At 71.9% G+C, this 26,012-nt stretch carries 22 protein-coding genes and 1 other RNA gene; 13 read left to right on the forward strand and 10 right to left on the reverse strand.

Annotated features, from left to right (window positions below):
• Window positions 1-10 precede the first annotated feature (10 nt).
• Genes E3328_RS19260 through E3328_RS19270 form a run of 3 tightly spaced genes read left to right on the forward strand, consistent with a single transcriptional unit; the run spans window position 11 to window position 2,377 of the window.
• Window positions 11-289 (forward strand): DUF8044 family membrane protein, encoded by a 279-nt coding sequence (locus E3328_RS19260; protein WP_135366261.1) that lies wholly within the window; start codon window positions 11-13, stop codon window positions 287-289.
• Complete coding sequence (locus tag E3328_RS19265) at window positions 286-1,380, forward strand: DUF4350 domain-containing protein (protein ID WP_135366262.1); 1,095 nt, start codon at window positions 286-288, stop codon at window positions 1,378-1,380. Before E3328_RS19260 ends, E3328_RS19265 begins: the two co-directional genes overlap by 4 nt.
• The gene (locus E3328_RS19270) at window positions 1,373-2,377 is read left to right on the forward strand and encodes an AAA family ATPase (protein WP_135366263.1); all 1,005 of its coding nucleotides are present in this window, start codon (window positions 1,373-1,375) and stop codon (window positions 2,375-2,377) included. Before E3328_RS19265 ends, E3328_RS19270 begins: the two co-directional genes overlap by 8 nt.
• Before the next feature lie 51 nt (window positions 2,378-2,428).
• On the opposite strand, the gene E3328_RS19275 is transcribed toward E3328_RS19270, so the two are convergent.
• Genes E3328_RS19275 through E3328_RS19285 form a run of 3 tightly spaced genes read right to left on the reverse strand, consistent with a single transcriptional unit; the run spans window position 2,429 to window position 5,437 of the window.
• Complete coding sequence (locus E3328_RS19275) at window positions 2,429-3,388, reverse strand: DUF7982 domain-containing protein (RefSeq protein WP_135366264.1); 960 nt, start codon at window positions 3,386-3,388, stop codon at window positions 2,429-2,431.
• Window positions 3,378-3,971: a DUF8163 family membrane protein gene (locus tag E3328_RS19280; RefSeq protein WP_135366265.1), complete on the reverse strand. Its 594-nt coding sequence runs from the start codon at window positions 3,969-3,971 to the stop codon at window positions 3,378-3,380. Before E3328_RS19280 ends, E3328_RS19275 begins: the two co-directional genes overlap by 11 nt.
• Window positions 3,968-5,437: a DUF58 domain-containing protein gene (locus E3328_RS19285; RefSeq protein ID WP_167837482.1), complete on the reverse strand. Its 1,470-nt coding sequence runs from the start codon at window positions 5,435-5,437 to the stop codon at window positions 3,968-3,970. Before E3328_RS19285 ends, E3328_RS19280 begins: the two co-directional genes overlap by 4 nt.
• 141 nt (window positions 5,438-5,578) lie before the next feature.
• Between E3328_RS19285 and E3328_RS19290 the strand changes: the two genes are divergently transcribed.
• On the forward strand, window positions 5,579-7,768 hold the full coding sequence (locus E3328_RS19290) for a hypothetical protein (RefSeq protein ID WP_135366267.1): 2,190 nt from the start codon (window positions 5,579-5,581) through the stop codon (window positions 7,766-7,768).
• A gap of 236 nt (window positions 7,769-8,004) precedes the next feature.
• Here E3328_RS19290 and E3328_RS19295 read toward each other — a convergent pair whose 3' ends face one another.
• Window positions 8,005-9,084, reverse strand: a complete 1,080-nt coding sequence (locus E3328_RS19295) for a DUF1616 domain-containing protein (RefSeq protein ID WP_135366456.1) — start codon at window positions 9,082-9,084, stop codon at window positions 8,005-8,007.
• 173 nt (window positions 9,085-9,257) lie between these two features.
• Between E3328_RS19295 and E3328_RS19300 the strand changes: the two genes are divergently transcribed.
• The gene (locus E3328_RS19300) at window positions 9,258-12,386 is read left to right on the forward strand and encodes an FtsX-like permease family protein (protein WP_135366268.1); all 3,129 of its coding nucleotides are present in this window, start codon (window positions 9,258-9,260) and stop codon (window positions 12,384-12,386) included.
• Window positions 12,383-14,047 (forward strand): hypothetical protein, encoded by a 1,665-nt coding sequence (locus E3328_RS19305; protein ID WP_135366269.1) that lies wholly within the window; start codon window positions 12,383-12,385, stop codon window positions 14,045-14,047. The genes E3328_RS19300 and E3328_RS19305 overlap by 4 nt, the downstream gene beginning before the upstream one ends.
• Before the next feature lie 60 nt (window positions 14,048-14,107).
• On the opposite strand, the gene E3328_RS19310 is transcribed toward E3328_RS19305, so the two are convergent.
• Both E3328_RS19310 and E3328_RS19315 read right to left on the reverse strand, forming a co-directional pair.
• Window positions 14,108-14,716, reverse strand: coding sequence for a DUF7504 family protein (locus E3328_RS19310; protein WP_135366270.1), 609 nt, complete (start codon window positions 14,714-14,716; stop codon window positions 14,108-14,110).
• Between the two features lie 191 nt (window positions 14,717-14,907).
• On the reverse strand, window positions 14,908-15,891 hold the full coding sequence (locus tag E3328_RS19315; RefSeq protein WP_135366271.1) for an NAD-dependent epimerase/dehydratase family protein: 984 nt from the start codon (window positions 15,889-15,891) through the stop codon (window positions 14,908-14,910).
• A 138-nt stretch (window positions 15,892-16,029) separates the two neighbouring features.
• Between E3328_RS19315 and mntA the strand changes: the two genes are divergently transcribed.
• Both mntA and hepT read left to right on the forward strand, forming a co-directional pair.
• On the forward strand, window positions 16,030-16,470 hold the full coding sequence (gene mntA / locus E3328_RS19320) for a type VII toxin-antitoxin system MntA family adenylyltransferase antitoxin (protein ID WP_135366272.1): 441 nt from the start codon (window positions 16,030-16,032) through the stop codon (window positions 16,468-16,470).
• A complete protein-coding gene (gene hepT, locus E3328_RS19325; protein ID WP_135366273.1) occupies window positions 16,467-16,925 on the forward strand; it encodes a type VII toxin-antitoxin system HepT family RNase toxin in 459 nt (152 codons plus the stop codon). The genes mntA and hepT overlap by 4 nt, the downstream gene beginning before the upstream one ends.
• 21 nt (window positions 16,926-16,946) lie before the next feature.
• Here hepT and aglF read toward each other — a convergent pair whose 3' ends face one another.
• Window positions 16,947-17,708, reverse strand: a complete 762-nt coding sequence (gene aglF / locus E3328_RS19330) for a UTP--glucose-1-phosphate uridylyltransferase AglF (protein ID WP_135366274.1) — start codon at window positions 17,706-17,708, stop codon at window positions 16,947-16,949.
• A gap of 182 nt (window positions 17,709-17,890) precedes the next feature.
• On the opposite strand from aglF, the gene E3328_RS19335 reads away from it, so the two are divergent.
• Together E3328_RS19335 and E3328_RS22630 are read left to right on the forward strand one after the other, a co-directional pair.
• Complete coding sequence (locus tag E3328_RS19335) at window positions 17,891-19,141, forward strand: AI-2E family transporter (protein WP_135366275.1); 1,251 nt, start codon at window positions 17,891-17,893, stop codon at window positions 19,139-19,141.
• 597 nt (window positions 19,142-19,738) lie between these two features.
• Window positions 19,739-20,353, forward strand: a complete 615-nt coding sequence (locus E3328_RS22630) for a Rieske (2Fe-2S) protein (RefSeq protein ID WP_246023059.1) — start codon at window positions 19,739-19,741, stop codon at window positions 20,351-20,353.
• Between the two features lie 37 nt (window positions 20,354-20,390).
• Here the strand turns inward: E3328_RS22630 and E3328_RS19345 are convergent, their stop codons facing one another.
• Entirely contained in the window at window positions 20,391-20,681 is a 291-nt protein-coding gene (locus E3328_RS19345) for a transcriptional regulator (RefSeq protein WP_135366276.1), read from the reverse strand.
• Window positions 20,682-20,820: 139 nt separating this feature from the next.
• Here E3328_RS19345 and E3328_RS19350 point away from each other — a divergent pair, with 139 nt between their 5' ends.
• Window positions 20,821-21,792 carry a nucleotidyltransferase family protein gene (locus tag E3328_RS19350; protein ID WP_135366277.1) on the forward strand — a complete coding sequence of 324 codons (972 nt, stop codon included), beginning with the start codon at window positions 20,821-20,823 and terminating at the stop codon, window positions 21,790-21,792.
• 73 nt (window positions 21,793-21,865) lie between these two features.
• On the opposite strand, the gene merB is transcribed toward E3328_RS19350, so the two are convergent.
• Window positions 21,866-22,465 (reverse strand): organomercurial lyase, encoded by a 600-nt coding sequence (gene merB / locus E3328_RS19355; RefSeq protein WP_167837483.1) that lies wholly within the window; start codon window positions 22,463-22,465, stop codon window positions 21,866-21,868.
• Window positions 22,466-22,580: 115 nt separating this feature from the next.
• On the opposite strand from merB, the gene E3328_RS19360 reads away from it, so the two are divergent.
• Window positions 22,581-22,943: a winged helix-turn-helix transcriptional regulator gene (locus E3328_RS19360; RefSeq protein ID WP_209452238.1), complete on the forward strand. Its 363-nt coding sequence runs from the start codon at window positions 22,581-22,583 to the stop codon at window positions 22,941-22,943.
• A 663-nt stretch (window positions 22,944-23,606) separates the two neighbouring features.
• Here E3328_RS19360 and rnpB read toward each other — a convergent pair.
• An RNA gene (gene rnpB / locus E3328_RS19365) (RNase P RNA component) lies at window positions 23,607-24,014 on the reverse strand.
• 105 nt (window positions 24,015-24,119) lie between these two features.
• Between rnpB and E3328_RS19370 the strand changes: the two genes are divergently transcribed.
• The gene (locus tag E3328_RS19370; RefSeq protein WP_209452239.1) at window positions 24,120-26,006 is read left to right on the forward strand and encodes an Hvo_1808 family surface protein; all 1,887 of its coding nucleotides are present in this window, start codon (window positions 24,120-24,122) and stop codon (window positions 26,004-26,006) included.
• Window positions 26,007-26,012 lie beyond the last annotated feature (6 nt).

The following is a 26,012-nucleotide window of genomic DNA, read 5'->3' on the forward strand; positions in this document are numbered from 1 at the left end:
TCGATATCGCATGAGCCTTACCGGTCGCCGACGCTTCGTGCAGGGCAATCTCGTCTGGCTGCTCGCCACAGCCCTGGTGCTCGTGCTCCTCGACGCGCTCACTCTCGAACTGTTCTTCGTCGTCGCGCTGATCGGCTTTTTCATCACGCTCGAACTCGCCACACCCGCCACGGTCACGCCGCAGTGGCGCCGGCGACTCCGCTGGATCGTCGCCGTCGGCCTGATCGTCTTCGGGTACATCGTCGTCAGACGCATCCTTGCCATCCTGCCGGCGGGTGTCCTCCCATGACGCCGCCGTGGCGCGAGGTCTCGTACCCGCGGGCGCTCGTCGTCGCCCTCGCGACAGTGCTCGCTATCACGCTCCTCTACGGCGGGCTCACGTCGACTGCGGCCTTCGGCGCGTACAACTCGGCGTGGGACGGCGCGAGCGAACTCCGGGACCTCGCCGACCGACAGGACAGTGAGACCGTCCTCCTGCAGAACACTACGACCTACGCCGACCACCCACCCAACCAGTCCATCGCGATCGTCCTCTCGCCTGACGCCGAGTACACCCCCAGAGAAGCGGACCGCGTCGAGGCGTTCGTCCGCGAGGGCGGGACACTGATCGTCGCAGAGGACTTCGATCCGGAGCCGGACGCGCTCCTGGAGGCCATCGGCGCCGAGGTGCGGTTCAACGGCAGTCTCCTCCGGGACGAACGCAACCACGACACCGCGCCGACGTTCCCCGTCGCCGACGCCCGCACCGACCACCCCTACACCGCGGGCGTCGATCGACTCACCCTCAATCGCGGGACCCCGGTCGAACCCGGCAACGCGACCGTCCTCGCGACCACCAGTAACTACAGCTATCTGGACACGAACCTCGACGGCGACCTGGACGACACGGAGACCATGCAGCGGTATCCGGTCGCCGCCGTCGAGTCGGTCGGCGCGGGCGACGTAGTCGCCGTCGGCGACCCGAGCATCTTCATCAACGCGATGCTCGACCGGCAGGGCAACCGGGCGTTCGCGCGGACGCTCCTCGGTTCCCATGATACCGCGCTGGTCGACGTGTCCCACCTCGATGCGCTCCCCCCGCTCGTCCGCGCGCAGTTCGCGCTCAGGGGCGCGCCGCTGCTCCAGATCACGGTCGGCCTCGCGCTCGTGCTCGTCGTCACGTACCTGAGCGAAGCCGGGGCGCTCGCCGCGAGGGCCCGACACCGATTCGCCCCGGGTGAGCCCGACCCGGCACTCGACGCGCCGGTCGGCCCCGGGGCGGACCGCGAGGCGGCCGCGGCGTGGGTCCGGGAGCGCCACCCCGACTGGGACGCCGAGCGCGTCCGGCGGGTAACGGACAGGGTTATGGCCCGCTCGTCGAAAGGGCAAGACGATGACTGACCCCTCGGAGCTGTACGCCGCCCTGGAGGAGGAGATCGGGACCGTCCTGATCGGCCTCGAAGACCAGGTCGGCCTGCTGACCATCGCGGCGCTGACCCGCGGGCACGTCCTCCTCGAAGGGGTGCCGGGCGTCGCGAAGACCTCGCTCGCCAACGTCTTCGCGCAGGCGACGGGCCTTGAGTACAACCGCGTCCAGATGACGCCGGACATCCTCCCCGCGGACATCACGGGCACGAAGGTCTACCGCGAGGAGACCGGCCGCTTCGAGGTCCAGCGCGGCCCCGTCTTCTCGAACGTCGTCGTCGCCGACGAGATCAACCGCGCGACGCCGAAGACCCAGTCCGCCCTCCTCGAAGCGATGGAGGAGAACCGCGTCACCATCGAGGGCGACACCCACGACCTGCCGGACCCGTTCATGGTCATCGCGACGCAGAACCCCATCGAGATGGAGGGCATCTTCGAGCTCCCGGAGGCCCAGCGCGACCGCTTCCAGCTGAAGGTGTCCGTCGACCTCCCCTCGAAGGACGACGAGCTCGCGCTCATCGAGCGGTTCCACGACGACCCGACGCTGGCCCCCGAGGACGTCGAGCAGGTCGTCACCCGCGACCAGTTCCGCGCAGCCCGCGAGGCCGTCGCGAACGTCCACATCGACGACAGCATCGAGGAGTACATCGTCGATGTCGTCGAGCGGACCCGCGACCACCGCGACGTGGAACACGGCGCCTCGCCGCGGGCGACGCTGGCCTTCCTCAACACCGCGAAGGCCCGCGCGGCCATCTTCGGCCGCGACTACGTCATCCCCGACGACGTGAAGGCCATGGCCGAGCCGGTGCTCGTCCACCGGCTCATCCTGAGCACCGAGGCGGAACTCGGCGACGCCGACCGCGCGGCGGTCGTCACCGACGTGCTCGACTCCGTGGTCCCGCCCGGCGGCGGCGAAGACGCACAGGTGCCGGGAGCGGAGACACCCGACGCGGAGAGCGCAGAACAGGACTGAACGGGAGAACGAAACAGGGTCTGCTTCCCGCGTCCCGGGCGCCGACAGTACCTACTCGCTTGACTCGTCTGCGTCCCACCGGTAGGTCAGCAGGTAGCTGTCCCGGCCCTCGGTGGGGTCGGCGTCGAGCCGGACCGGCCGTTCGAGGCGGCGGGCCAGCGCGACGGCGTACAGCGAGGCGACGGGCGCGTCGAACCCGTCGGCCGGACCGTAGACCGTCTCGCCGACGCCGACGGTCAGGCGGCCGCGCTCGCCCGCGTCGGCCCGCGCGTGGTCGACGAGTTCGAACTGCTCGACGAGCGCGTCGCCGACCTGTTCGACCAGCGCGGCGGGGCGGTCGGCGGGCTCGCCGGGCAGCGACTCCCGGAACGACTCGTAGAGCGGCGCCCCCGTCGGCGTGAACGCCGCGCCGCGGCCGCCCTCCGCGTCGGGGACGACCAGCGAGTCGGCGAGCGCGTCGTCGCCGGGCACGGCGTAGTCCTCGTACTGCGGGACGAACAGCCGCACCCGGCTCTCGCTCTCGCCGACGGGGACGTAGACCCGCTCGTCGGCCAGCCCGAGTTCGGCGACCAGTTCGACCCGGTCGCCGGCCAGCGTCTCGTAGACGCTCCGGGTCACGTCTGCGGCGACGAACCGCTCGGGCGTCAGGTAGTACGTAAGCAGGCCGCCGAACAGCCCGATCGCGCCCAGCACCAGCAACACGTCCCGCAGACTCGGGAGGAGGCCGGCGCCGGCGACGCCCACGAGTCCGAGCGCGGCAAGCCCGAGTGCCGTCCGGCGGTACTGGGCCGTCCGCGCCCGCTCGTAGGTCGCCCGCAGCCGCTGGTTGCGCTCCCGGAGCCGTTCGAGCTCGACGACGAGGTCGTCGCGCGACCGCTCGTCCGCGTCGGGAGACCCGTCGGCGCCGGCCGTGTTCGTCTCGACCCCGATCGCGGCCTCCTCAGATCCGGGTGCGGCCGCGTCGCTCGCCGGCGCCTCGCTCCCGTCGCCGACGGCGTCGTCACGACTCATCTGGATCACCGAACTCGGAGAGGGCGATTAAATCCAGGGATACGAACCCGGCGGCGCTCGCCAGCAGGACGGCGAGGACGGCCACCCACAGGCTGCCGGCGAGCGCGTAGGTCCCGGCCGCGAGCGCCCCGACCAGCGCCAGCGCGACGACTACCGCGAAGGCGTCGCGCACCCGATGCGCGGTGACGGTCGTCGTCACCAGCAGGCCGGCCAGCGCGACCACCGGGACGGCCGTCGTCGTCAGCGGCGTCTCCGCGGGGACGAGCGCCACCACGGCTATCTGTCCGGCCGCGAACACGGCGACGTTGGGCAGCACGACCCAGGCGAGCGCGAGCAGGACCGTCGCGGCCACGCCGGGGACGCCCGCGACCAGCCAGAGCCACCCGCCCACGACCGCGAAGACGAGTAGGTCGATCCCCGAGCGCCAGCGGTCGTCGGCCCACCCCGAACTCTGTCCGTCCCGCTCGTCCGGCCCCCGGCCATCGGTCGCCGGCCGTTCCCCACCGTCGGTCGCCGGCCGTCCCTCGTCGTCCGTCGCCGCGGACGAGCGGCCGCTCGCCGACCCGGACGGCGTCGTGCTCATCGTCCCCTCCGCTGTCGCGCCCGGTCCTCGCCGGGTGCCTCCGCGAGCACGGTCGACAGCCTGTCGGCGGGCCCCACCTCGAAGGCGGACACCTCGGGAAGCGCGGCCAGTTCGCGGCGGAACTCCTCGAAGTCGACGTAGGCGTCGTAGGCCGCGTCGAGGTCGTCGAGCCCGCCCGGCTCGAACAGCGGCGTCGGCGTCAGGAAGACGAGCACGGGGCCGCGCCCCCGGGCCACCTTGACGGCCTCGCGCAGCTCCGTCCGGTTGGCGTCGTCGGTCACGACGACCGTCCACAGGGCGCCGGCCCCCGTCGCGGCCGCCTCGACGGCCCGGTAGAGCGGGCGGTCGCTGATGGCCCGGACGTACGCGTCCGGCCGGTCGAAGAAGGGCCGCAGCCGCGCCGCGAACGCCGACTCGTCGCCGTCCAGCCGCTGGCGCGTCGCCCGCACGCGGTCCGGCGCGGTCGGCGTGGGCGACGACGCTTCCCCGGTCGTACTCGTCGGCTCCGGTCGCTGGTCGGCGTCGTCTCCGGGGTCGAGGGCGTCGAGGTGGCGCCGGATCGCCCGGAGGTGGTCCAGGTCCGCCCGGGGTTCGAACACGCCGGTCACCCCCTCGTCGCCGACCGTCTCGCAGCCCACCCGGTCGGCCGACTCCCCGGCCTGGTCGACGAACGCCAGCGCGACGTGGCGGGCGTAGTCGAGCTTCGTCTGGCCGGGCGCGCCGGTCGCCATCGTCGCCCGGTGGTCGACGAACAGCTGCGTCTCCCGCTCGGTCCGGGCGGTGAACTCCCGGACGTGCGTCTCGTTCAGCCGCGCGGTCGCCTTCCAGTCGATCCGGCGGAAGGCGTCGCCCGCGACGTAGCGGCGCACTTCCGCGGGCTCCAGCCCGCGCCCGGACCGCCCCGCGTCGTGGTCGCCGAAGCCCGCGGCGATCGGGTCGCCGCCCTCGCCGACGTGGACGGTCCGCGGTCGCCGCGGCTCGACCGCGACCGTCGGCGTCGGGGCGTCGGGCACGACGCGCTGCTCGAACAGCCCGAGCCGGTCGCGGGCCGTCACCGTCGGCGCCCCGACCCGGAAGGTGCCCGCGACGGGCCACTCGAACTCGTAGGTGCCCGTCGTCTCCGTCGCCCGCCCGTCCAGCCACAGGGGTTCGACGGCGCCGTCGGCGCCCACGGGCGCCTCCGGGTCGACCCGCAGCGTCAGCGAGTGGGCGGGGTCGACCCGGGCGGTGACGGTCAGGAAGGTCGAGGCGCCGGTCACCGTCCGTGACGCGGAACTCGACTGCGTGAGTTCGAGCGCCCCCGAGACCGTTCGCAGCGCCGCGACGAAGCGGTACTGCTGGGCGAGCAGCCACGCACAGACGCCGCAGACGCCCGCGAGCAGGACCGGCCGGCCGACCACGACGGCCCACCCGCCAGCCGCGGCTGCCAGCGCCGCGAGCGCCCAGAACCGACTCGTCGGCCGCATTGGATACGTACTCGGAGCCTCCGTAGTTGAGGCTACTGGTCTCGCGACTCCTGTCGCCCCCTCGCCCCCACTGGCCGCCCCTGCTTGCATTGTAAACGGAACTGCTTTACGCGCATCGGCGTACCGATCGGATCAGGACAGATGGTCGGCCGACCGCGAGCGTTCGCCGCCGTCGGCTTCGCGCTCCTCCTCGTCGTCAGCGGATTCCCGCTCCCCGGTGCGCTCGCGAGCGACGCGCTCGCGAGCCGCCCGGCCCCGGACGAGCGGGCGGGACCGTCGCCGGCGGCCGACCGCAGCGGCGCCCTCGCGGTCCAGGCCGGCCCGCGCCAGGCCGACAACGAGACGCGTCAGCACGACAACCCCGCGAACGTCTCCGAAGCGGGCGACCTCCTCGACGTGCGCGGGTGGCTGTCGAACCGGATGCTCGACCGTCTCTCGACGGGCGCCGTCCAGCTCGACCAGGGGCAGTACGAGCGGGCCCGCTCGCTGGTCGGCGACGAGTTCGGGTCGCGCCTCGGCCAGTACGTCGACGTGGTCGGCGAGACCGAGACCGAGAGCGACGACGACAGCGACGACCCCTACCGGACGACGCGGCGCGCACAGCGCAACCTCACCGAGACGGTCCGCGCCTACGACGAGACCTTCGAGGACTACGAAGAGGCGGTTGAGGCCGACAACGAGACCGCGGCGCGCGAACACGCCCGTCGCCTCCAGCGGCTCGCCTCGGACGTGCGCCGGCTCAACCGGACGGCCATCGGGGGGTACCAGCGTCTAGAGAACCAGACGGGAACGGACCTGGACCGGGCGACCACGAGCATCGAGACGGTCGCCGAGAACGTCACCGAGCGCCAGCAGGACGTCGACATGGCGCTGTTCACCGAGACCGAGCTCGCGGTGTCGCCGGCGTCGGCGTCGATCGCCTACACCGACCCCCTGCGCGCCAGCGGGCGGCTGACCACGGCCGCGGGCGAGCCCGTCGCGGACCGTGCGGTGCGCATCCGGGTCGCCGGTCGGACCCACACCGTCCAGACGGACGACAGCGGGGCCTTCCAGCTGGTGTACCGGCCCCGGACGGTCCGGGTCGACCGGTCGTCGCTCGCCGTCAGCTACGTCCCGGCCGACACCGCGCCGTACCTCGCCGCAAACGACAGCGTCGCCGTCGACATCGAACAGGTCACGGCGGACCTGACTGTCGAAGAGGCGACTGGGACGGCCGCCTTCGGCGACCGCGTCGGGGCCACCGCGCGTCTCGCGGTCGACGACCGGCCCGTCCAGGGCATCCCCGTCCGGGCGGCGATCGGGGACACTGCACTCGGCCAAACCCCCTCGGGCGAGGACGGCCTGGCGTCGGTGAACGGGTCGCTCCCCGCGACGGTCCCGGCCGGGGACCGGTCGCTGTCGCTGACTGCCGGGACGAACCGGTCGGCGGTCACGGCCGACCCGGCCACGCGGACGGTCCGGGTCCAGTCGACCGCGACGAACCTCACCGTCACCGCCGACCAGCCCACCGCCCAGATCGCGGTTTCGGGCCGGCTCGCCACGGTCGGGGGCCGACCGGCGAGCGGTCGCGCGGTCGAGGTCGCGGTCGCCGACGCCGTCACGGAGACGGTCCGGACGGGCCCGGAGGGAGCCTACACCGTCGCGGTCGACGCCGGCGCGCTCGGGCTCGCCGACAACGAGACCGTCACCGTCCGGGCCCAGTTCGACGGCGAGGGCACCAACCTCGGCGGCGCCGCGGCGACGACGCGGCTCACCTACCGGAACGCGAGCGCGGCCGGCGGCGCGAACGGCGGTAACGGTCCCTTACCGGGCGACCTGGACCCCCGCGACGCCCCGGTGTCACCCCTCGCGCTCGGCGGTCTCGCCGCGCTCGCGGTCCTGTTCGCGGTCCTTCTCGCGCTCCGCCGGCGGTACGCGGGCGACGGCGACGGGTCGCCGGACGGGCCGACGCCGACCCCTGCAGACGACGGCCCGACCGAGGCCGCGAACGGCGGAGCGGAGGCAGGCGCCGCGGCTGGGGCGGCGACCGGCCTCGACTTCGGCCCCGCGGAGTCGTTCCTCGGCCGGGGGGACCGGGCCGCGGCGGTCCGGTACACCTACCAGCACCTCCGGAGTCACGTCGCCCCGGAAGTCGGCGCCGCCGAGTCGGACACCCACTGGGAGTTCGTCGAACGCTGCCGGGCCGACGGGATGAGCGATGCCCGCCTCGACGCCGTCCGCGACCTCGTCGAGGCCTACGAGGCCGTCGAGTTCCGCCCCGGGGCGGCCGACCCCGACGCCGAGGCGCTGCTGGCGGCTGTCACCGACGAGTGGCCCACGCAGTCGGCGTGACCGCTCTCTCCCCCGCTCGACTGACGGTGTTGCAGCCGAAACGTTGCGGTGCACGAAACGTAACGATCGGCGAAACGTACTGCTGGTCGGAACGTAATGCTGGCCGAAACGTTACGCCAGCCGAACGTAACACTCATCGCGACGTAACACTCGTCGAAACGTAACGCCGGTCGTGACGCTCGCCGAAACGTGCGTCAGTCGGACATCCCACGAACGATACCGCCCGGTACGGCCCCTCAGGCGGTGACGTTGACCCAGAGGTGCGTCTCGCGGTAGGCGTTGTCGATGGTCGGGTCCTCTGGCGGCGAGCCGCGGTACAGCAGGAACAGCAGCCGCAGGTTCGTCCCCTCGAATGTCGGGGTGACGGTGCGCTGGGTGTGGTAAGTCTCGTTGTGCGCGAGCGTCGTCCCGAACGTCGAGAGCCGTTCCGACCGCTGCACCGTCGATTCGTTGTTAGCCACCCGCACACGCTGGAGCTGCGAGACGACGGTGTACTCGGTCCGGTCGTGTTCCTGGTTGCCGATGCCGACCACCAGGGGCCGACCCTCGTCGACGGTGAACTCCGTGGGGTAGTTGTCGGCGACCAGCTCGCCGTCGTCGCCCTCGGTCAGCAGGTAGAACTCGGAGAACTGCTCGCCCTGCTGGGGGACGAGCACGGCGTAGCCGACGCTCGACGTGGCCAGGAGGACGCTCGCGACGAGCGCGACGTTCAGCACCGCGTCGGTCCGCGTCGCTGGTGCGAACAGCTCCGCCCGCGCGGCGGCGCCCCACTCGCGATACGGGACGCGGAACCGTTCGGCGGCGGGCAGCTCCCACCGGCGGTAGGCCGCGACGGCGACGGCGACCACCGTGAACCCGCTCAGGCTGACGAGGATCGGCACCAGCCGGATGCCCCACGGCGTGAAGTTGAGCACGAGCCCGATCAGGGGGACGATGGCGATGCTCAGCCCGAACGACAGCGCGACGCGTTCGAGGCCGTCGATCCCGCGGTCGCCCGCCCCTTCCACGCCGGGGTCGGCATCGGCGTCCGCGTCGGTGTCGCCGGGCATCTCGATGTCCGCGTCGGTAGCCGCCCCGGACCCGTCGTCGTCGAACGCGAGCGGCGCGTCGCCGCGCTCGGGGAACAGCGCCGCGACGAAGGCGTAGCCGGGGACGAAGAGGACGAACGCCAGGCCGAAGACGACCCGCAGCGGCGTCTCCCGAACCACCGGTGCGAGCGCGGCCACGTCCGTCAGGCCGACGACGGCGAGGGCCGCGGCCAGGTCCGCCGGCAGCTGTCGCACCCCGCGGCCGAGTCGGAGGACTGTCCGCGTGATCGGGTTGTGGCTCCCGTCCGCGGCGGCCGGTCTGTCGTCCACGCCCCGTGGTAGGCTCGCTGGTCACAATAAGTCTGCTCCTCCGGCCGAGCGGCGACGACGCGCCGTCTCCGGGTCGTCCCACCGAAACACTCACCTGAGCCCCCGCGGAATGGACTCGACAGACTTCCCGAATGAGCTACGCCCGGGTGTTGCTCGTCCGCTGGTCGCGGCGCGACGTGCTCGCGGTCGCCGCGCTCGCGGCGGTCGTCGCCTTCCTCACCGGCGCCGGGCTGTTCTACGTCGCCGCGGCCGACCGCCCGACCGACCTCGCCAGCGAGTACCGGCCGGCCGGCGAGGTCCGGGAGTTCGCCTCGGTCGACCGCGCCCGCCGCGCGGCCGGCGACGACGCCCTCGTGCTCCCGTTCGCGACGCTCGACGCCGGCCGGCTCGTCGTCGGCCTCGACTCCGCGGACCGACAACGAGCCCAGCGGCTCGACCTCGTCGTCCCGACACCCCCCGACGAGGGCCTCGGCAGCCCCGCACCGGGCGCCCCCTCGTCCGTGACCGTCGACGGGGATGGGGGACAGACCACGTTCACCGTCTCGCGGGTCGGCGACGGCGGGCTCGTCCCCGACCGGTGGTACGTCGCCCGCCCGGGCGTCGTCGAGACGCTCGGCCCCTCGGGCGCCCTCCTGGTCGAGCCGCCCTCCGACGCGACCGGCGAGGCCCGGACCGCGACCGGGGAGGGTGGGGCCGCGACACGCGCTGGGGGCGACCGGACCGCGACGCGCGCCGGGGCGACGACGGTCCTCCGCGGGACGCTCCTGTTCTTCGAGCGCGGGACCGAGCAGGTCCTCCGCGGGTTCGGGCTGCTGGTGGCGGCCGCGGGCGTCCTCGCGGCGGTCACGGTCACCAGCGTCGTCCGGATGACCGTCGCCGACCGCGTCGAGACGATCCAGGTCGTCCGCGCGACCGGCGGGACGCCGGCCCGGGTGCTGGCCCTGTTCGCGACCCGGGGCCTGTTGCTGACGCTGGCGGCCGTCGCCGCGGGCTACGCGGTCGGGACGGTCGTCAGCTCGCTCGTCACGTCCGTCGCCGTCTCCGTCGGGCTCTCGACGACGCTGACGCCCCGGGTGTCGGCCGAGGCGGCCGCACTGCTCGCGGTCACGTACCTCCCCCTGCTCGCCGTCGGCTTCCTGGCCGGGGGCGTGGCGGCGCTGCCGGCCGCACGCCGGTCGCCCGCGGCGCTCACCGACCCGTCGAGCGGCGCCCTGGCCGCGCTCGGGCGGCTCGCCGTCGGCCTGCCCGCCGCGCTCCGGCCGCGCGTGCTCGACTGGCGGGCCGTCGTCCCGACCGCGGCGACCATCGCCGTCTTCGCGACGCTCGTGTTGCTGGTCCTCTCGGGCGGCGCCGTGGCCGGCCCGCTCGCCGGCGAGTCGAGCGCGACCGTCCTGGAGTCGGGCGCGATCCACCCGATCGCCAGCAGCGTCCCCCAGTCCCACGCCGCGGCGTTCCGTGACGTGGGCATCGCTGCGAGCCCCGAGATCCTCATGTTCAGCGTCGTCGGCGACCGGCCGACGATCGTCAGGGGCGCCCGCTACGACGACTTCGCGGCGGTCACGGACGCCGAACTGCGCCGCGGGCGCCCCGCAGCGGCCCCCGACGAGGCGATGGTCGGGAGCGACCTGGCCCGCACCCACGACCTCGCGGTCGGCGACACCGTCGTCGTCGGGAGCGGGCTGCAGCCGACCCTCGACCGCGTGACGGTCGTCGGCCGGTACGACGCCCCCGGCGCCTACGACGACCAGCTCCTGGTGTCGCTGGCGGCCGCGCGCCACCTCTCGACCAGGGACGACGGGTCGGTCAACTTCGTCCGCCTCGAACGCGCCCCCGACGGCGACGCGCTGGCCGACGGCGTGCAGGTGCTCGATGTCAGCGTCGACCGGCCGGCGACGACGCCGACCGTCGGCGTCAACGTCTCGCTCGTCAACGTGGCCGACACGACGGCCGAGCGGTCCCTCACCGTCGCGCTCGGCGAGCGCCAGCGGACGCGGTCGGTCACCGTCGGCCCGCGCGAGCGACGGGAGGCCCGGTTCGAGGTCCCCGTCCCGTCGCAGGGCACCTACCGGCTCTCGGTCGGGAACCGCAGCCGGACCGTGACGGTCCAGTCGCCCGGCGCGCTCGCCGTCGGGGGACTCCCCGAAAGAGTCCCACCCGGGAGTTCGCCGCAGTTCCGGGTCCGGACGGTCGCTGGCGGCCCGGCCGCGAACGCGACGGTCGAGGTGGGCGGTCGGTCCGAGCCGGTCGGTCCCGATGGACGAGTCCGCGTCACCTTCCCGACGGCGGGCACCGTCACCGTCCGCGCGACGGCGGGTGACCGGGCGGTCGAGCGGACGGTCGCCGTCGACCCGAACGCGACGCGGCGGCTCGGGACGGCCCTCCGGGTCCGCCCGCGCAACGTGAGCGAACTCACGGCGCCGACGGCGACGGTTCGGCTCTCGAACCCGTGGAACCGGACCGCCCGCCGGACGGCCGCCGTCCGCGGCCCCGGCGACACTGCCGAGCGGGCCGTCGCGGTCGGGCCCGGCGAGTCGACCGCGTGGTCGGTCGCGCTCCCGCGGCGCCCGCGCGGGGAGTACGCCGTCACGCTGGCGCTCAACGGTAGCCGCGTCGACGGGACGACCTACCGGGTCGTCGGCGGCGACGGCGTCTCGACGGTCGCGCTGCGCAACGCCGACGTCGCCGAGGGCGGCGGGCTCGGCGTCGCGATCGCGACGGTGTTCGGCAACCTGCAGGTGATCGTCGCCGCGCTGGTCGCGCTGGCGGGGCTGATGGTCAGCGGGACGCTGGTCGCCGCCTTCGCCCGGACGATCCACGCCCGCGAGCGGACGCTGGGGATCCACCGCGCGACCGGCGCCTCGCCGCGCCAGGTGGTCGGCCTCCTCTGTCGGGACGGCCTGCTCGTGGGCGTCGCCGGCGTCGCCGCGGGCGTCGCCGCGGGCGCGGGGGCGCTGCTCGCGCTGTCGGCCCGGGGGATGCTCGTCTTCTTCGGGATCAGCGTCACCCCCTCGCTCACCCCGGCGCGGCTCGCCCTCGTCGCCGGCGGGGCGCTCGTGCTGGTCGCCGTCGGCGTCGTCGTCCCGGCGCTCGCTCTCGTCCGCCGCCCGCCCGCGTCGCTGTTCGGCGGCGACACCGGCGCCCCCGCCGACTCCGGCGCCGGTATCGCACTCCCGGGCGACGACGCCGTGGTCGGACCCGGTGACGACGCTGCGGTCGTGTCCGGCGACGACCGCGGCAGTTCGGAGGGGAGCGAGCCGTGAGCGAGCGCTGGACGCCCCGTCGGGCGGCCGCGGCGCTGGCGGCCGTCTTCGCGGTCGGGGTCGCGCTCCGCGCGCTCCCGCTGTGGCAGTCGCCGCTCCCGTTCAACCCCGACGGGCTCGTCCACGCGCGCAACGCCCAGCGGGCCGTCCGGACGGGCCGCTTCCCACTGGCGGTCATGGCCACCGACGACCTGGGGTTCGGCGCCCTCCTCGCGGTCGCCCAGTCGGTCACCGGCGTCCGCAGCGTCGCGCTCGGCCAGCCGCTGATCGCCGCCGTCGGGACCGTCCCCGCGCTGGTCGCCGGCGCGCTCGCTGCGCGGACGGGCCGGCGGCTCGGCCTGGCGCCCGCCCGCGCCCGGTTCGCGGGCGTCCTCGCGGCGCTGTTGCTCGCCGTCGAGGGGATCTACCTCTACCGGTCGATGCCCGTTGACGAGCAGACGCCCGGCCTGTCGCTGCTCGCGGTCGCCGTCCTCGCCAGCGCCCTCGCGCTGTGGTCGACCGACCGGCGCTGGTTCCTCGTCGCGCTCCCCGCCGCGCTCGTCCTCCCGCCGCTGCACAACCTCGAAGGGTTCGTCCTCGGCCTGTCGCTGCTGCTCCTCGCCGGGCTCGCGGCGTCCCCGCGGACCCGGGGTCGGGCCCCGGCGGGCGTCGCCCTCGCGCTCGCGGTCGGGTTCTGGGCGTACTTCGCGGCCTACAACGTCGGCCTCGCGCGGCTCACGCCGGCGGAGATCATCCAGACCGGACGGCTCACGGCCGCGCCCGGACTGCTCGTCGCGTGGCTGGTCCTCTCGCTGGTCGTCGTCGTGCTGCTGTCGCGGTCGCGGCCCCGCTCCCAGCGACTCCTCCTCGCGACCCCGTTTCTCGCGCTGTTCGCGCTGCTGGCCGTCAACCTCCTCGGCCCGGTGTTCCCGGGGACGCCCGAGACGGCGCGAGGGACTCTCCTGCCCGCGCTCCCGTTGCTCGTGCCGACGCTCGTCGCCGTCTGGGCCTCCCCCTTCCTCCGCCGTGCGCCGGACGCGAACGCCGCGGTGGTCGCGCTCACCGCCGGGCCGCTCGCACTCGTCGGGTTCGCCCTCTCGGCCGCGCTGACGCCGGCGTACCTCGACACGGCGGTCCGCACCCACTGGTTCCTGCACCTCCCGGTGCTCGCCGTCGCGGCGGTCGGCTGTGCCGTCGCCCTCCGGTCGGTCGCGCCCGACCGACAGACCCTGCGGACCGTCGCCGTGGTCGGGCTCGTCGTCGCCGTCGCGGTCAGCATCCCGGTCGCGTTCGCCGGCCTCTCGCTGCACCCCTACAAGGGCGTCACGACGACCGGCGAGCTCGCCGCCTCGACGTTCGCCCACGACCACGTCGACGGACCGTGGACGAGCGACAACCACCTCGTCAGGATCACCCGCTACCACGGCGCCCGGATCGACGGGACGGAGACGCCGCTGTACGACTGGGTCCACAACCCCGGCGCGGCGCCGCCCGGCTGCCCGGTCGTCACGAAGTCCACCTGGACCACGGTCGGCGCGCAGTTCTTCCCGCGGCCGCCCGCGACCGTCGCGGCCGACCGCTTCGCCGACCTGCAGCGGGGGTCCCACCGCGTGTACCACGGCGGGTCGACCCGGTCGCTGGCCGTGCTCGCCCCGCGGACGCCGGGCGGCGCCGACTGCTGAAGCAGGGTGACACCGGGCGCTGACGGGCGGGTGGCGCCAAGTGCCGACGGGCGGGGGAGTCTACCGGGCCGTCCACTCCCCGTCGTCGAACTCGAGGACGGTGTCGAACACCGCGCTCAGTTTCGCGATCGTCTGCTCGTCGTGGGCTTTCGGGTCGATGTGGTAGTGGGCGACGGCGTCCGTCGCCGCGCAGCGGTCGGTGACCGCGTCGAGGAACCCGACGGCGTTGTCGACGTCGACGTACTGCAGCAGCGTCGTGAGCGACTGGAAACAGACGGCGACCGTCTCGGGCGCGTCGTCCCACTCGTCGAGACAGCCCGTGACCCTGACCCCGAGGCGCGTCAGGTTGTGCGGCGAGTTGACTCGCTCGACCGCACGGTCGGTGTCCCCCTCTCCCCCGGGGTCGTCCGGCGCGTCGGCGCCACCCCCCTGACTTCCCTTCGAGGGGGCGCTCGCGTCGACGGTGACGATCCGCATCCGGGTCGGGTAGGCGCCCGCGAGCCGCTGCCAGGTGTCGACGTACTCGCCCGGTGACTTGGTGAACAGCACCGAGAGCGCGTACACGTCGGTCGATCCGTCGGGCGTCAGCAGGTCCAGGCAGACGCGCGGCTCGTCGCCCGTGAACGACGGGCAGCAGACGAGGACGTTGTCACCGGGTCGTATCGCCACCTCAGACTGTTCGGTGACGGAACACATGTGCGGGTGGTCGTTGGTACCCGGCTGTCGGTCATAAAGCTACGTGTCCCCGCAGCGAGCGTGGCCTGGTCGACCATGTTCGGGCGCCGGTCTCGCCGGGCGCGCGGTGTCGAACCCGTCCGGCCGAGCCGGTCGCCCCGGGCGGCCGCGCGGTCGCCGTCGACTCAGGAGTTGCGGACGAGCGGTTCGTACCACTCGCGGTTCGCCCGGTACCACTCGACGAACGCCTCGACGCCCTCGCGGATGGTGTAGGTCGGCTCGTAGCCGATCAGCTCGCCGGCCTTCGACACGTCGGCGTGGCTGTGGTCGGCGTCGACCTCGTAGGCGTCGGTGTACTCAAGGTCGAGCTCGGGCGCCAGCTGGTCGCGGATCTCCTCGGCGAGCGTCTCGATGTCGATGTTGTCGGTGCTGCCGACGTTCATCACCTCGCCGTCGGCGGCGTCGGTCTCGAGCAGCGTCCGGTTGGCCGCGAGGATGTCGTCGACGTAGGTCATGTCGCGGGTCTGGGAGCCGTCGCCGTAGATGACCGGCGGCTCGCCGTTCATGCAGCGCGAGACGAAGTTCGAGATGGCCATGTTCGGGCGCATCCGCGGGCCGTAGACGGTGAAATACCGCAGCGCGACCGCGGGGACGCCGTAGCGCTCGGCGTACACCATCGCGTAGCGCTCGCCGGCCAGCTTCGAGGTGCCGTAGGGGCTGATCGGCGTCGTGAGGTGGTCCTCGTCGTAGGGGAGATAGCGCGGCTTGCCGTACACCGACGAACTGCTGGCGAACACCAGCCGTTCGACCCCGTGGTCGCGGGCGGCGTCCAGCACGTTCAGCGTCCCGTCGACGTTGACCTCGTCGTACTTGCGGGGGCTGTAGTCGGTGCGGACGCCCGCCTGGGCGGCCTGGTGGTAGACGTACTCGGCGTCGGCGACGAGGTCGTCGACCAGCTCGGCGTCCCGCACGTCGCCCTCGACGAGTTCGTAGCTGCCGTCGCTCTCGGCGGCGGCCTCGCGGGCTGTTTCGACGTTGTGCTCCTTGATCCGCGTGTCGTAGTAGGGGTCGAAGTTGTCCAGCACGACCACGTCGTGGCCGTCGCCGGCGAACGTTTCGGCGAGGTGTCCGCCGATGAAGCCGGCCCCACCGGTGACCAGGATTCGCATTATCGTATCGCTCGCGCGACGGGAGAAAAAGTCATCGGCATGGTGCGGACCTGTACCGAAAGCCCGTCCCACCGACCCGTACTTTAGCTACCGCCGGTGGCCCGGTTATTAAATAGAGCCGACGCGTCAAATACACGTATGAAGCGCATCGGGGACCTCGATCGGGAGTCTACCGTTCCGGTCCAGCGGCTTCGGTCGCGGCTCGACGAGGCGCCGGTACGAGTCGCGATCCTGTTCGGTTCTCACGCGACCGGGCGCGCTCACGCCCGGAGCGATGTCGATATCGCAGTCGAGTTCGAGGACATCGAGCCGGGCGACACGGAGTACAACGAGACGTTCTTCGGTCTCAGTGCGGACCTGAGCGGGTTGCTCGGAACCGACGACGTCGATCTCGTCGATATCAGGTCGCTGTCGCCGTCGCTCGCTCGCTCTGTCTTCGATACCGGTGTGCTTCTGGTGGGGTCCGAGGAGCGGGTCGAGACACTGCGTGCGGCGCTGGCGAGCGACGACCCGGACGAGCGCTCACCGCACGAACGGTTCGACGACGCGCTTCGCCGGATCGACGAACACCTCGCATGAGCGGTGGGCTCCCCGCGGACCGTCTCCAGCGGATTCTCGACGCCGTCGACACCATCGAGGACTCGCTGGGCGTCCTCGCCCGGAAACGCCGGACAGTCGACCGCGAGACGTACAGAAACGATTCTGACACCAGAGATGTCGTCGAACGCCGATTCGTGAAGACGACCGAAGCCGCGCTCGACATCGGGACCGTACTCGTCGTCCACGAACGCGGTCACCCGCCCGAGAGCAATCCCGAGACGATGCAGGCCCTGAGCGACATCGGCGTCCTCTCGGAGGAGTTGGCCGTCGAGATGGCCGCCGCGGCGAGGTTCCGGAACGTGCTCGCGCACACGTACGGCGATGCCATCGAGGACGATATGGTGTACGACGCACTCGAAGATCTGGAACGGTACCGGTCGTTTCTGGTCTCCGTCCGAGAATATCTCGACGCGATCGGTGCGTTCGACGAGTAACCGGAGCGTCCGACAGAGCGCTTACTCCGCGGTGGCGTCGGCCTGGTCGGCGTCGCTGGTGTCGACGACGCCGGCCTCTTCGAGCCGCTGTTCGGCTTTGTCGCGGTCCTCGGGGTAGCCAACGTCGGTGCGCCAGCCGTCCATGCGGATGGCGTCGATGGTGCGGCCCGAGTGGATGAGCAGGTCGATCGCATCCGAGATCTCGTACTCGCCGCGGTCGGAGGGCTGGACGAGGTGGCAGGCGTGGAGGATCTCGGGGGTGAACGTGTAGAAGCCGGTCATCACGAGGTTCGAGGGGGGATCGTCGGGTTTCTCGACGACCTCGGTGATCTCGCCGTACTTGTTGGTGTCACAGACCCCGTAGCGACTCGCTTCCTCCCAGGGAACCTCCTCGACGAGGAAGGCGGCGTCGGCGCGGGACTCGGCCTGGCGGTTGACCACGTCCTGGAGGTTGGCCTGGAAGATGTTGTCGCCCAGCATCAGCATGAAGTCGTCGTCGATGTGGTCCTCGACGGTGAGCAGCGCGTGGGCCAGGCCCTCCTGCTCGCGCTGGTGGGCGTAGGTGATCGGGACGCCCTCGAACTCGTCCTCGTAGTGCTCGATGATCGCCTGTTTCTTGTAGCCGACGACGACCAGCAGCTCGTCGGCGCCCAGTTCGACCAGTTGCTCGAAACAGTGCGTGAGGATGGGCTTGCCCGCGACCTCGACCATTCCCTTGGGTTTGTCCTCGGTCAGCGGACGCAGCCGCGTCCCCTCGCCGGCGGCCAGCACGACGGCTTGCATACTACCGACTGGTTTGTCATCGCGTAAAACTCTTGCCTGACAGTATCCGGTTCGATACTGGGCGCTCCGTCCCGCGCCTCCGGCGAGTTCGCGCCGGGGAACGGCGCTCGCTCCCGCGCTCGCGCCGGGACCACGCAGTTTCCGGCACCAGCGCCTTCGGCGTCGACGGACAAACGAGGGCGATGGCTGGCCTCGACGACCCGGGCTTCGAGCGCTCGCGGATCGGCTGGTGGCTGTTCGTCGCCCTGCTCGCGGCCGCCGCGGCCTACGTCGCCTGGCAGTTCGTCGGGCTGGTCGTGCTCGGCGTGTTCGGCTACTACGCGACCCGGCCGATCAACGACCGCGTCGCCGCGGTCGTCGACACCGACTGGATCGCCGCGGCGCTCACCGTCCTCGTCGTCCTCGTGCCGGTGATCGCGCTCTCGCTGTACGCCGGCTACCAGCTCCTCCTCGCGCTCCAGGGGCTGGTGGCCGGGAGCGTCGACCCCGTCGCACTGCTGGGCCAGTACGTCGGCCTCGGCGAGGTCCCGAGCGCCGAGCGCCAGTCGCTCGCGAGCGCGCTCGAAGACCCCGGCGAGTCGCTCTCGAACCCCCGGCAGACGGCCACGACGGTACTCCGGACCGGTCGGACCCTCGTCTCCGCGGTGGCGGGCACCGCCCTGCTGCTCGCGCTCTCGGTCACCCTCGCATACTTCCTCCTCAAGTACGACGACGACATCGCCGCGGCGCTGGAGCAGCTGTTCGGCGGGAGCAACACCGTGGGCTACGCGTACGCGACGGCCGTCGACGCCGACCTGGAGTCGGTCTTCCACGGGAATCTCCTGTTCGTCGCGGTCATGGCCGTCGTCGCGGGCGTCGTCTACCTCGGGACGAACCTCCTCGCGCCGGCCGGGCTGGCCGTCCCGATGGTCGCCGTGCTCGCCTTCCTGACGGGCGTCGCGAGCCTGATCCCGCTCGTGGTCGGGAAGATCGTCTACGTTCCCGTGCTCGCGCTGCTCGCCCTCCAGGCGGTCCGGTCGAGCGAGGTCGCCCTCGCGTTCGTCGGCGTCGTCGCCGTCGTCTACTTCCTCGCGCTGGATTTCCTCCCGCAGACGTTCCTCCAGCCGTACATCTCCGGCCGCCACCTCGACGGGATCATGCTCATGTTCGCCTACCTGCTCGGGCCCGTCCTGTTCGGCTGGTACGGCTTCTTCCTGCTGCCGATCCTCTTCGTCGCCGTCCTGGAGGCCGTCCGGATCGTCCTCCCGGAACTGCTCCACGGCGAGCGGCTCACCCTCGACGCCTCGATGGGCGGGTCGGTCGGCGCCGACCCCCAGTCCGAGGGGGACGTGCCCGCCGACGAGTTCGCGAACAACCGCTTCGAGGAGCGTGACCCCCGGTCGTCCGACGACGCCGACGACGGCACCCCCTCCGACTCCTCGCCGAGCAACTGACCGCTACCTCGGTCGTTCGCTCGGCGTCACGGGCGGCTGTCCGCCCCGGTGCCCCCCCTCGACGGACAGTGCTCCGTACAGGCGGGAGCGGTTGCGGCGAGCGGTTGCGATGAGTGGTCGCGGTCGGCGTGCGCTGTCGCGGCCTCCGTGCCGCGACGGAATCGCGCGAGGGATGAAGGAGCGAGCGCAGCGAGAGAGCGAATCGGCTGGGGAGGCTCGTGGCTGTCTGCGGTACTGTACGGGGCGGTCGCGGTCCGTGCCGTGCGGTCGCGGTCCCTGGCGGACTGAAAGGGCGAGGCGCGCTCGCGCTCGTTCAGTCGTCTGAGCGACCCCTATCCGCGCGGGCTGTGCGGAGAGCGCGGATATGTCGCTCAGCGACCGCGAGCGCGGCGAGGGCTTTCAGCGCCTGCCGTCAGCTGCGGTAGACACGATAGCTAGCGAGTGGGCCGAGGGCTTTCAGCGCTCACGGTCGACTGCGGTCAAGACGACTGCTACCGAGAGCGATCGGTGTTCACGACCGACGACGAACGCGGGAGGAACGACTCCACGGGCTGTCTCGACCGGTGCGTTCAAGCGGTGACGGGCCTACCCGACGGTATGGACGGGACGCGGATCGCCGACGTGAGCGACCTCTCGACGGACGACACCTTCCTCTTTCGCGTGCGGTCGGTGGACGAGAACGCCGTCGCCAGCGGCGACGCCGCCCTCCGATCCGACGAGCGGACGGCCGACGCCGCCGACGAACGGGCGGCCGAGGCGGTCGACGATGCCGAGACGGAGACCGACGGCGGCGAGGTCCAGAACGACGCCACCAACGACGACGGGATCGCGATGCCCGACGACATGCAGGACGACGATGACGACGTTCGAGAAGCCATCCTCCTGAAATTGGGCGGCGAGGACGACGCCGCCGAGGCGGTCGTCTGCTGGCTGAACTACTGCCAGCACATGACCCACATCAAACTCGACAAGGGGTCGGGCGCGCCGGTCCGCGACGGCGAGGTGGTCTGCGCCAACCACGGCGCCTTGTTCGCCGCCGACTCCGGCGAGTGCACCTACGGCCCCTGCGAGGGCGCCTTCCTGAACGAGGTCGAGGTGCGGGTCGCCGGCGGCGGCGTCTACCTCGCCGACGACGAGTACGAGTACGTCGGTGAGGGGCCGGTCGAGAGCGACGACGGCGACCTGTCGTCCTCGTCGAACGTCATTCTGTAGCGGGCGGGGACACGACCGGGACCCGACGCCACCGGGGTCACTCGATGACGAACGAGGGTTCGGCGACGGCCTCGCTCTTGCACTCCGGGCAGCGCGCCGGGCGGTTGACCAGGTCGTCGAACTCCTCGAAGCCGCAGTCCTCGCAGGTCGGCGGCGCGACGAGCAGCGTCTCGTCGGTCGGTTCCAGTGACTGGGAGATGTGTTCGACGTGGTCGAGCGCGTCGGCCGCCCGCACGTCGAACTCGCGGGCGAGCGCGCTCGCGGGCAGCGGTTCCTCCCGCAGTCGGTCGGCGATCCGCTGGCGGGTCGTCCGGCTGGCCTCGCGCATACCGGACCAACGACGAGCGCCCACAAATCGGTTCCGCCGCCGGAGTCGGTGGTGACTCCCCGCCCGCGGCCGGCGACGCGACCTGTCGGCAGTCCTTGCAATGAAAAAGGCCTTCACGGGGCGCTGTGCAGGGAGTCGTATGGACGCAGTCGTACTCGCGGGCGGTTACGCAACGCGGCTCTGGCCGATCACGCGCCACCGGCCGAAGATGATGCTGCCGGTCGGCGAGACGACCGTCATCGACCGGGTGCTCTCGGAGCTGGAGTCCGACGCCCGGATCGACGACGTGTACGTCAGCACGAACGAGCGGTTCGCCGACGACTTCGAGCAGTTCCTCGCCGACCGCGACTACGAGAAACCGCGGCTGTCCGTCGAGGACACCACCGGCGAGGACGAGAAGTTCGGCGTCGTCGGCGCGCTCGGCCAGCTGGTCGACCGCGAGGGCATTGACGACGATCTGTTCGTCATCGCCGGCGACAACCTCATCAGCTTCGACGTGAGCGACTTCATCGACGCCTACGAGGCCAACGAGGCGACGACGCTGGCGGCCTACGACGTGGGCTCGCGCGAGAAGGCCAAGTCGTACGGCCTCGTCACGCTGGACGGCGACGAGGTCGTCGACTTCCAGGAGAAGCCCGCGGACCCGGCGAGCACGCTCGTCTCCATCGCCTGCTATCTCTTCCCCGCCGACCAGGTCCGCTTCGACGAGTACCTCGAAGACGGCAACAACCCCGACGAGCCCGGCTGGTTCATCCAGTGGCTCGTCGACAACGACGAGGTCTACGCCTACACGTTCGACGAGGCGTGGTTCGACATCGGCACGCCCGACAGCTACCTGGAGGCCGTCGCCTACTACCTCGACGGCGACAACCGCGTCGCCGACGGCGCCACCGTCGAGAACTCGACGCTCGGCGAGAACGTCCACGTCCTCGACGACGCCGAGGTCGTCGACTCCAGCCTCGACAACTCCATCGTCTTCCCCGGGGCGACGCTGCGCGACTGCGACATCCGCGAGTCGATCATCGACCGCGAGACCACGCTCGAAGACCTGGACCTCGCCGGCGCGCTCATCGGCGCCCACACCACCATCACCAACGGCGACGAGCGCTGAGGCCCGGGACGGTGAAGCCCGGGACAGGAGCGAGCGACTCGCTTCCGCCGTTTCTCCGCCGTGGCGGCACCGCTCAACAGCAGTCGCACTCGACAGCGGCCGCCCCGGTTCGGCCGTCCGGGTCGGCGTCGAACAGCGTCCCGGCCAGTGCCCGCGCGACCGCCACGCCGACCGCCGCGGGGACGGCCGTCGTCGCGGCGTCGACGCCCTCGGTCCACCGCTCGTACTCCGCCCGGTCCTCGAAGGTCTGGATGTAGCCGCAGACCTCCCGATAGACCGTCTCGACTGGGGCATCGTCGACCCGGTCGGGATCCGTCGACACGCCGATCGAGACGACGGCGTCGTCGTGGGAGACGGCCACGCCGTCCTCGCCGATCTCGAAGGCGACCTCCGTCCCGCGCACCGGCGTCGTCGAGCGGACGGTCCCGGCCTCACCCGTCAGGAACGGGTAGACCAGCGGGTCCAGCACGCAGATGTACGCCTGTTCCGTCTCCTCGCCGACGAACGCGTGGTCGCCGTCGGCGGTCGCACAGAGGTCGTCGACGGTCGGCGCCCGGCCGCGCTCGGCCTCGACCACCGCCCGCATCGTCTCGGTCCACTCGCCGACCGTCGCCGGCGGGTCGGTCCCGTACAGCCGTCCGAACGCCTCGCCCACGTCCGCCGGGAGCGACACGTCTGCGGCCGGTCCATTCTCTCCGCTATTGTCATAATCGCCTGCTTCGAGCCACATGCGTCTACGCTTTCGAGAGCAAAGTTATTAAGCTGTCAAGTCCAAAGCATCGAACAAGATGGGCGAATCCGAAGCGCTGGGCGAGGAGGGCTGTGCGTGCGAGGACCCGGCGTGTCACTGTCTGCTCGCGGAGCCGATGGCGCTGCTGGGCCGGAAGTACGTGATGGACATCGTCTGCGTCGTCGCCAACCACGGGACGGTCCGGTTCGGCGAGATCGAGGCCCACCTCCCCGGGGCGAGCACGTCGACGCTGTCGACGCGGCTGGACGAACTCGTCGAGGCGGGGCTGGTCGAGCGCGAACGCTACGCGGAGATCCCGCCGCGCGTCGAGTACGAACTCAGCAACGAGGGCGAGGAACTGGGCGAGCGACTGGAGCCGCTGGTCGAGTGGGCGATCGAGCGCGGCGCGGAGTGCTGTTAGCGGTAGTTGGAGATCTAATGTTTTGGTGTGGAAGGAAATCGAACAGCGGTGGCCGCACTCGCCGGTGAGCGTTGAAAGCCCTCGGCGCGCTCGCTACGAGTCGACTCGACCGCAGAGGACAGCGAGCGATGAAAGCCCTCGGCGCGCTCGCGGTCGCTGTCTCCGAAAATCGAAGATTTTCGGGATGACGAGAGAGCTCCGCTCTCTCGAACCAAGCGGGATATCCGCGCTCTCCGCACCGCCCGCGCGGATAGTGGCCCGCTCAGGCGACTGCACGAGCGCGAGCGCGCCTCGCCCTTTCAGTCCACCAGGGACCGCGACCGCACGGCACCGCGACTGCCCCGCACAGCACCGCAGACGGCCACATACCTCCCCAGCCGATTCGCGACACGCGAGTCGCGAATCCCTCGCGCGGCTATTTCGAGCGGCCCGCCAGGCGGCGGGCACGCTCGACAGCACGCGCCGACCGCACCGCAACCGTTCACTGCAACAGCTACTGCCTGTACCGAGCATCCGCGCCGAACGAAGTGAGGCACGGGTCTACCACGAGCGCTAGCGCTCGTGGCCTTTACCCATGTTTTTGCCGCGAGTGGTGCCCGCAGCGAGCGAGGACACGCGAGCGGGAAAATCATGGGACAGCGCGGTCGCTCGACGAGTCGAGACGGCTGAGGGGAGTAAGCCCCCTTCTGTTCGGCCCGGCATTCGGCTGAGCGTCCGCGCTTGCGTCCGGGCTACCTTGCCGCGCGGACTTGCACCGGTGAGGATTCGCCGTTCCATCCGTTCTCCACCGTCGGACGCGGAGCGCCCGACGAGCCCGCGAGTCCGATGGACTCGCGGATCCCGTCGACCCTCTGTGGGTTAGCTCCCCCTCGCTTCGGCGAGGCCTCGCTCGGGGTTCGCGCACGTCATCGGTCGGGGAGAGGGGTCTCGTTTCTGTTCCAGCGCCAGCGGTCTCCCGCTCCGGGTTTGCACCCGGTCACCTGCCCGGACGGTGGGGGGACTTTCCTCATGCCCCTGGCGCGCCGACGAGGTCGACGCGGGCCGGGGCACGGAGGCCGGGCTCCCTCTGCCGGTGAGAGGTAGCGGACACCGACGATTAAGCCCGTCGGTCCGCGCGCCGGCGTCCGCCGCCAGTGGGGCGATTTTTATGTCCGCCACCCCATGCTTCCGGTAGTCATGCGTTCCGCCCTCTCGGCAGTCGTCGCCGGGCTGGTGGTGCTGTCCGCGGTGGCCGCCGTCCCCGCCGCGAGCGCCGCCGACCCGGCCGACGCAGCGACGACGGACCGGTCCCCCACTACCGCGGACGCGTCGACCGCGAACGCGTCGACCGCGGACCGCGCCCAGAGCGACGACGCCTGCGCGCCCCTCTCGGAGGGGTCGCCGCCGGACAACCCCGACGGCGACCCGCTGGGCTGGGAGAACGGCTGCTGGTACAACGAGTCGATCGACGTGGACCGCTCGGACGGGCTCAACGAGACGGAGCTGGACGCCGTCGTCGCCCGCTCGATGGCCCGCGTCGAGCAGGTCCGCGAGCTGGAGTTCAACGAGACCGTCCCCGTCCGGGTCGTCTCCCGCGAGCAGTTCCGGGCGGGCAACGCCACCGGCGGGAACCACACCGTGAACAACACGCTGCACCAGAACGTCAAGTGGGAGGCGATGCTGATGGTCGGCGAGGACACCGACGCCATCTCCGTCCAGGAGCGGAACACCGGCGCGACCGTCGGCGGCTACTACAGCCCGCGCGAGGAGCGGATCGTCGTCGTCTCGGAGAACGCCACCGCGCCGAAGATGAACGAGATCACGCTCTCCCAGGAGCTGTTCCACGCGCTGCAGGACCAGCGCTACAACCTCTCGGCGTACGACCAGTACACCCGCGAGCTCCACAACGCGAGGGACGGCATCATCGAGGGCGACGGCAACCTCGTCGACCGGCTGTACAGCCAGCGCTGTGCGAGCGAGTGGGACTGCCTGATGCCCCAGACCCAGCCCGGCGGCGGGGGCGCGGCCTCGATCCACTACGGGATCTACTTCGTGACCTACCAGCCCTACAGCGACGGGCCGAAGTTCGTCGAGGGGATCTACCGGGCGGAGGGCTGGGAGGGGGTCAACGCCGTCTACGAGAACCCCCCGGCCAGCACCGAGCAGACGATCCACCCCGAGAAGTACGGCGAGGACCCGCCGACGAACGTGAGCTTCACCGACACGTCCGGCGAGGCCTGGACGGTCCCCCACCTGGAGAACGGCACCGTCGACTACGCCCAGTTCGGTGAGGCCGGGCTCGCGACGATGCTGTTCTACCCGACCTACGCCTCCGGCGGCGAGGCGTCGCCCGTCGTCGGCGTCCGCTCGTTCTTCAACTACACGGCCGCCGGGTCGCTCAGCACGTACGACCCGTTCAACTACACGACGCGGTACACCGACGGCTGGGACGGCGACCGACTCTACCCCTACGTCACCGACGACTCCGCCGAGACCAACGAGACGGGCTACGTCTGGAAGACCGTCTGGGACTCCGAGGGCGACGCGGCCGAGTTCGTCCAGGGGTACTCGATGCTGCTCGACTACTACGGCGCCGAGCCCGTCGACGACAGCGCGAACACCTACCGGATCCCCGAGGGCCCCTACGCCGACGCCTTCTACGTCAACCACACCGGGACGACCGTGACGCTCGTCAACGCCCCCAGCGTCGAGGAGCTGAGCGAGGTCCGCGCCGGCGCCGCCCCCGACGACAGCGGTGGCGAGACGGAGACGCCGACCGACACGGCGACCGACGAACCCGGTGACGGGGAGACCGCGACCGACACGGCGACCGACGAACCCGACGACGGGGAGACGCCGACCGACACCGCGACCGGCGAGCCCGGCGACGAGGGGACCGACACGGCGACCGAGACGCCGCTCCCGGCCGACGGCGATGCGGGCGACGGCGGTGACGACGGCAGCGACGGCGAGGCGACCGACGCGCCCGCCGAGACCACCGCGTCCGGGGGGCCGGGCTTCGGGCTCGCCGGCGCGCTCGTCGCGCTCGCGCTCGCCGGCCTTCTCGCGGGCCGGAGGGAGTGAGCCCCG

It is taken from the genome of Halosimplex halophilum, from assembly GCF_004698125.1.
Lineage (GTDB): Archaea > Halobacteriota > Halobacteria > Halobacteriales > Haloarculaceae > Halosimplex > Halosimplex halophilum.

What these genes read in the sequence shown, in the direction of transcription:
- E3328_RS19260 (WP_135366261.1), top strand. Translation starts at nt 11, where the DNA reads ATGAGCCTTACCGGTCGCCGACGCTTCGTGCAGGGCAATCTCGTCTGG.
- E3328_RS19265 (WP_135366262.1), top strand. Translation starts at nt 286, where the DNA reads ATGACGCCGCCGTGGCGCGAGGTCTCGTACCCGCGGGCGCTCGTCGTC.
- E3328_RS19270 (WP_135366263.1), top strand. Translation starts at nt 1,373, where the DNA reads ATGACTGACCCCTCGGAGCTGTACGCCGCCCTGGAGGAGGAGATCGGG.
- E3328_RS19275 (WP_135366264.1), bottom strand. Translation starts at nt 3,388, where the DNA reads ATGAGTCGTGACGACGCCGTCGGCGACGGGAGCGAGGCGCCGGCGAGC.
- E3328_RS19280 (WP_135366265.1), bottom strand. Translation starts at nt 3,971, where the DNA reads ATGAGCACGACGCCGTCCGGGTCGGCGAGCGGCCGCTCGTCCGCGGCG.
- E3328_RS19285 (WP_167837482.1), bottom strand. Translation starts at nt 5,437, where the DNA reads ATGCGGCCGACGAGTCGGTTCTGGGCGCTCGCGGCGCTGGCAGCCGCG.
- E3328_RS19290 (WP_135366267.1), top strand. Translation starts at nt 5,579, where the DNA reads ATGGTCGGCCGACCGCGAGCGTTCGCCGCCGTCGGCTTCGCGCTCCTC.
- E3328_RS19300 (WP_135366268.1), top strand. Translation starts at nt 9,258, where the DNA reads ATGAGCTACGCCCGGGTGTTGCTCGTCCGCTGGTCGCGGCGCGACGTG.
- E3328_RS19315 (WP_135366271.1), bottom strand. Translation starts at nt 15,891, where the DNA reads ATGCGAATCCTGGTCACCGGTGGGGCCGGCTTCATCGGCGGACACCTC.
- mntA (WP_135366272.1), top strand. Translation starts at nt 16,030, where the DNA reads ATGAAGCGCATCGGGGACCTCGATCGGGAGTCTACCGTTCCGGTCCAG.
- hepT (WP_135366273.1), top strand. Translation starts at nt 16,467, where the DNA reads ATGAGCGGTGGGCTCCCCGCGGACCGTCTCCAGCGGATTCTCGACGCC.
- aglF (WP_135366274.1), bottom strand. Translation starts at nt 17,708, where the DNA reads ATGCAAGCCGTCGTGCTGGCCGCCGGCGAGGGGACGCGGCTGCGTCCG.
- E3328_RS19335 (WP_135366275.1), top strand. Translation starts at nt 17,891, where the DNA reads ATGGCTGGCCTCGACGACCCGGGCTTCGAGCGCTCGCGGATCGGCTGG.
- E3328_RS22630 (WP_246023059.1), top strand. Translation starts at nt 19,739, where the DNA reads ATGGACGGGACGCGGATCGCCGACGTGAGCGACCTCTCGACGGACGAC.
- E3328_RS19345 (WP_135366276.1), bottom strand. Translation starts at nt 20,681, where the DNA reads ATGCGCGAGGCCAGCCGGACGACCCGCCAGCGGATCGCCGACCGACTG.
- E3328_RS19350 (WP_135366277.1), top strand. Translation starts at nt 20,821, where the DNA reads ATGGACGCAGTCGTACTCGCGGGCGGTTACGCAACGCGGCTCTGGCCG.
- E3328_RS19360 (WP_209452238.1), top strand. Translation starts at nt 22,581, where the DNA reads ATGGGCGAATCCGAAGCGCTGGGCGAGGAGGGCTGTGCGTGCGAGGAC.
- E3328_RS19370 (WP_209452239.1), top strand. Translation starts at nt 24,120, where the DNA reads ATGCGTTCCGCCCTCTCGGCAGTCGTCGCCGGGCTGGTGGTGCTGTCC.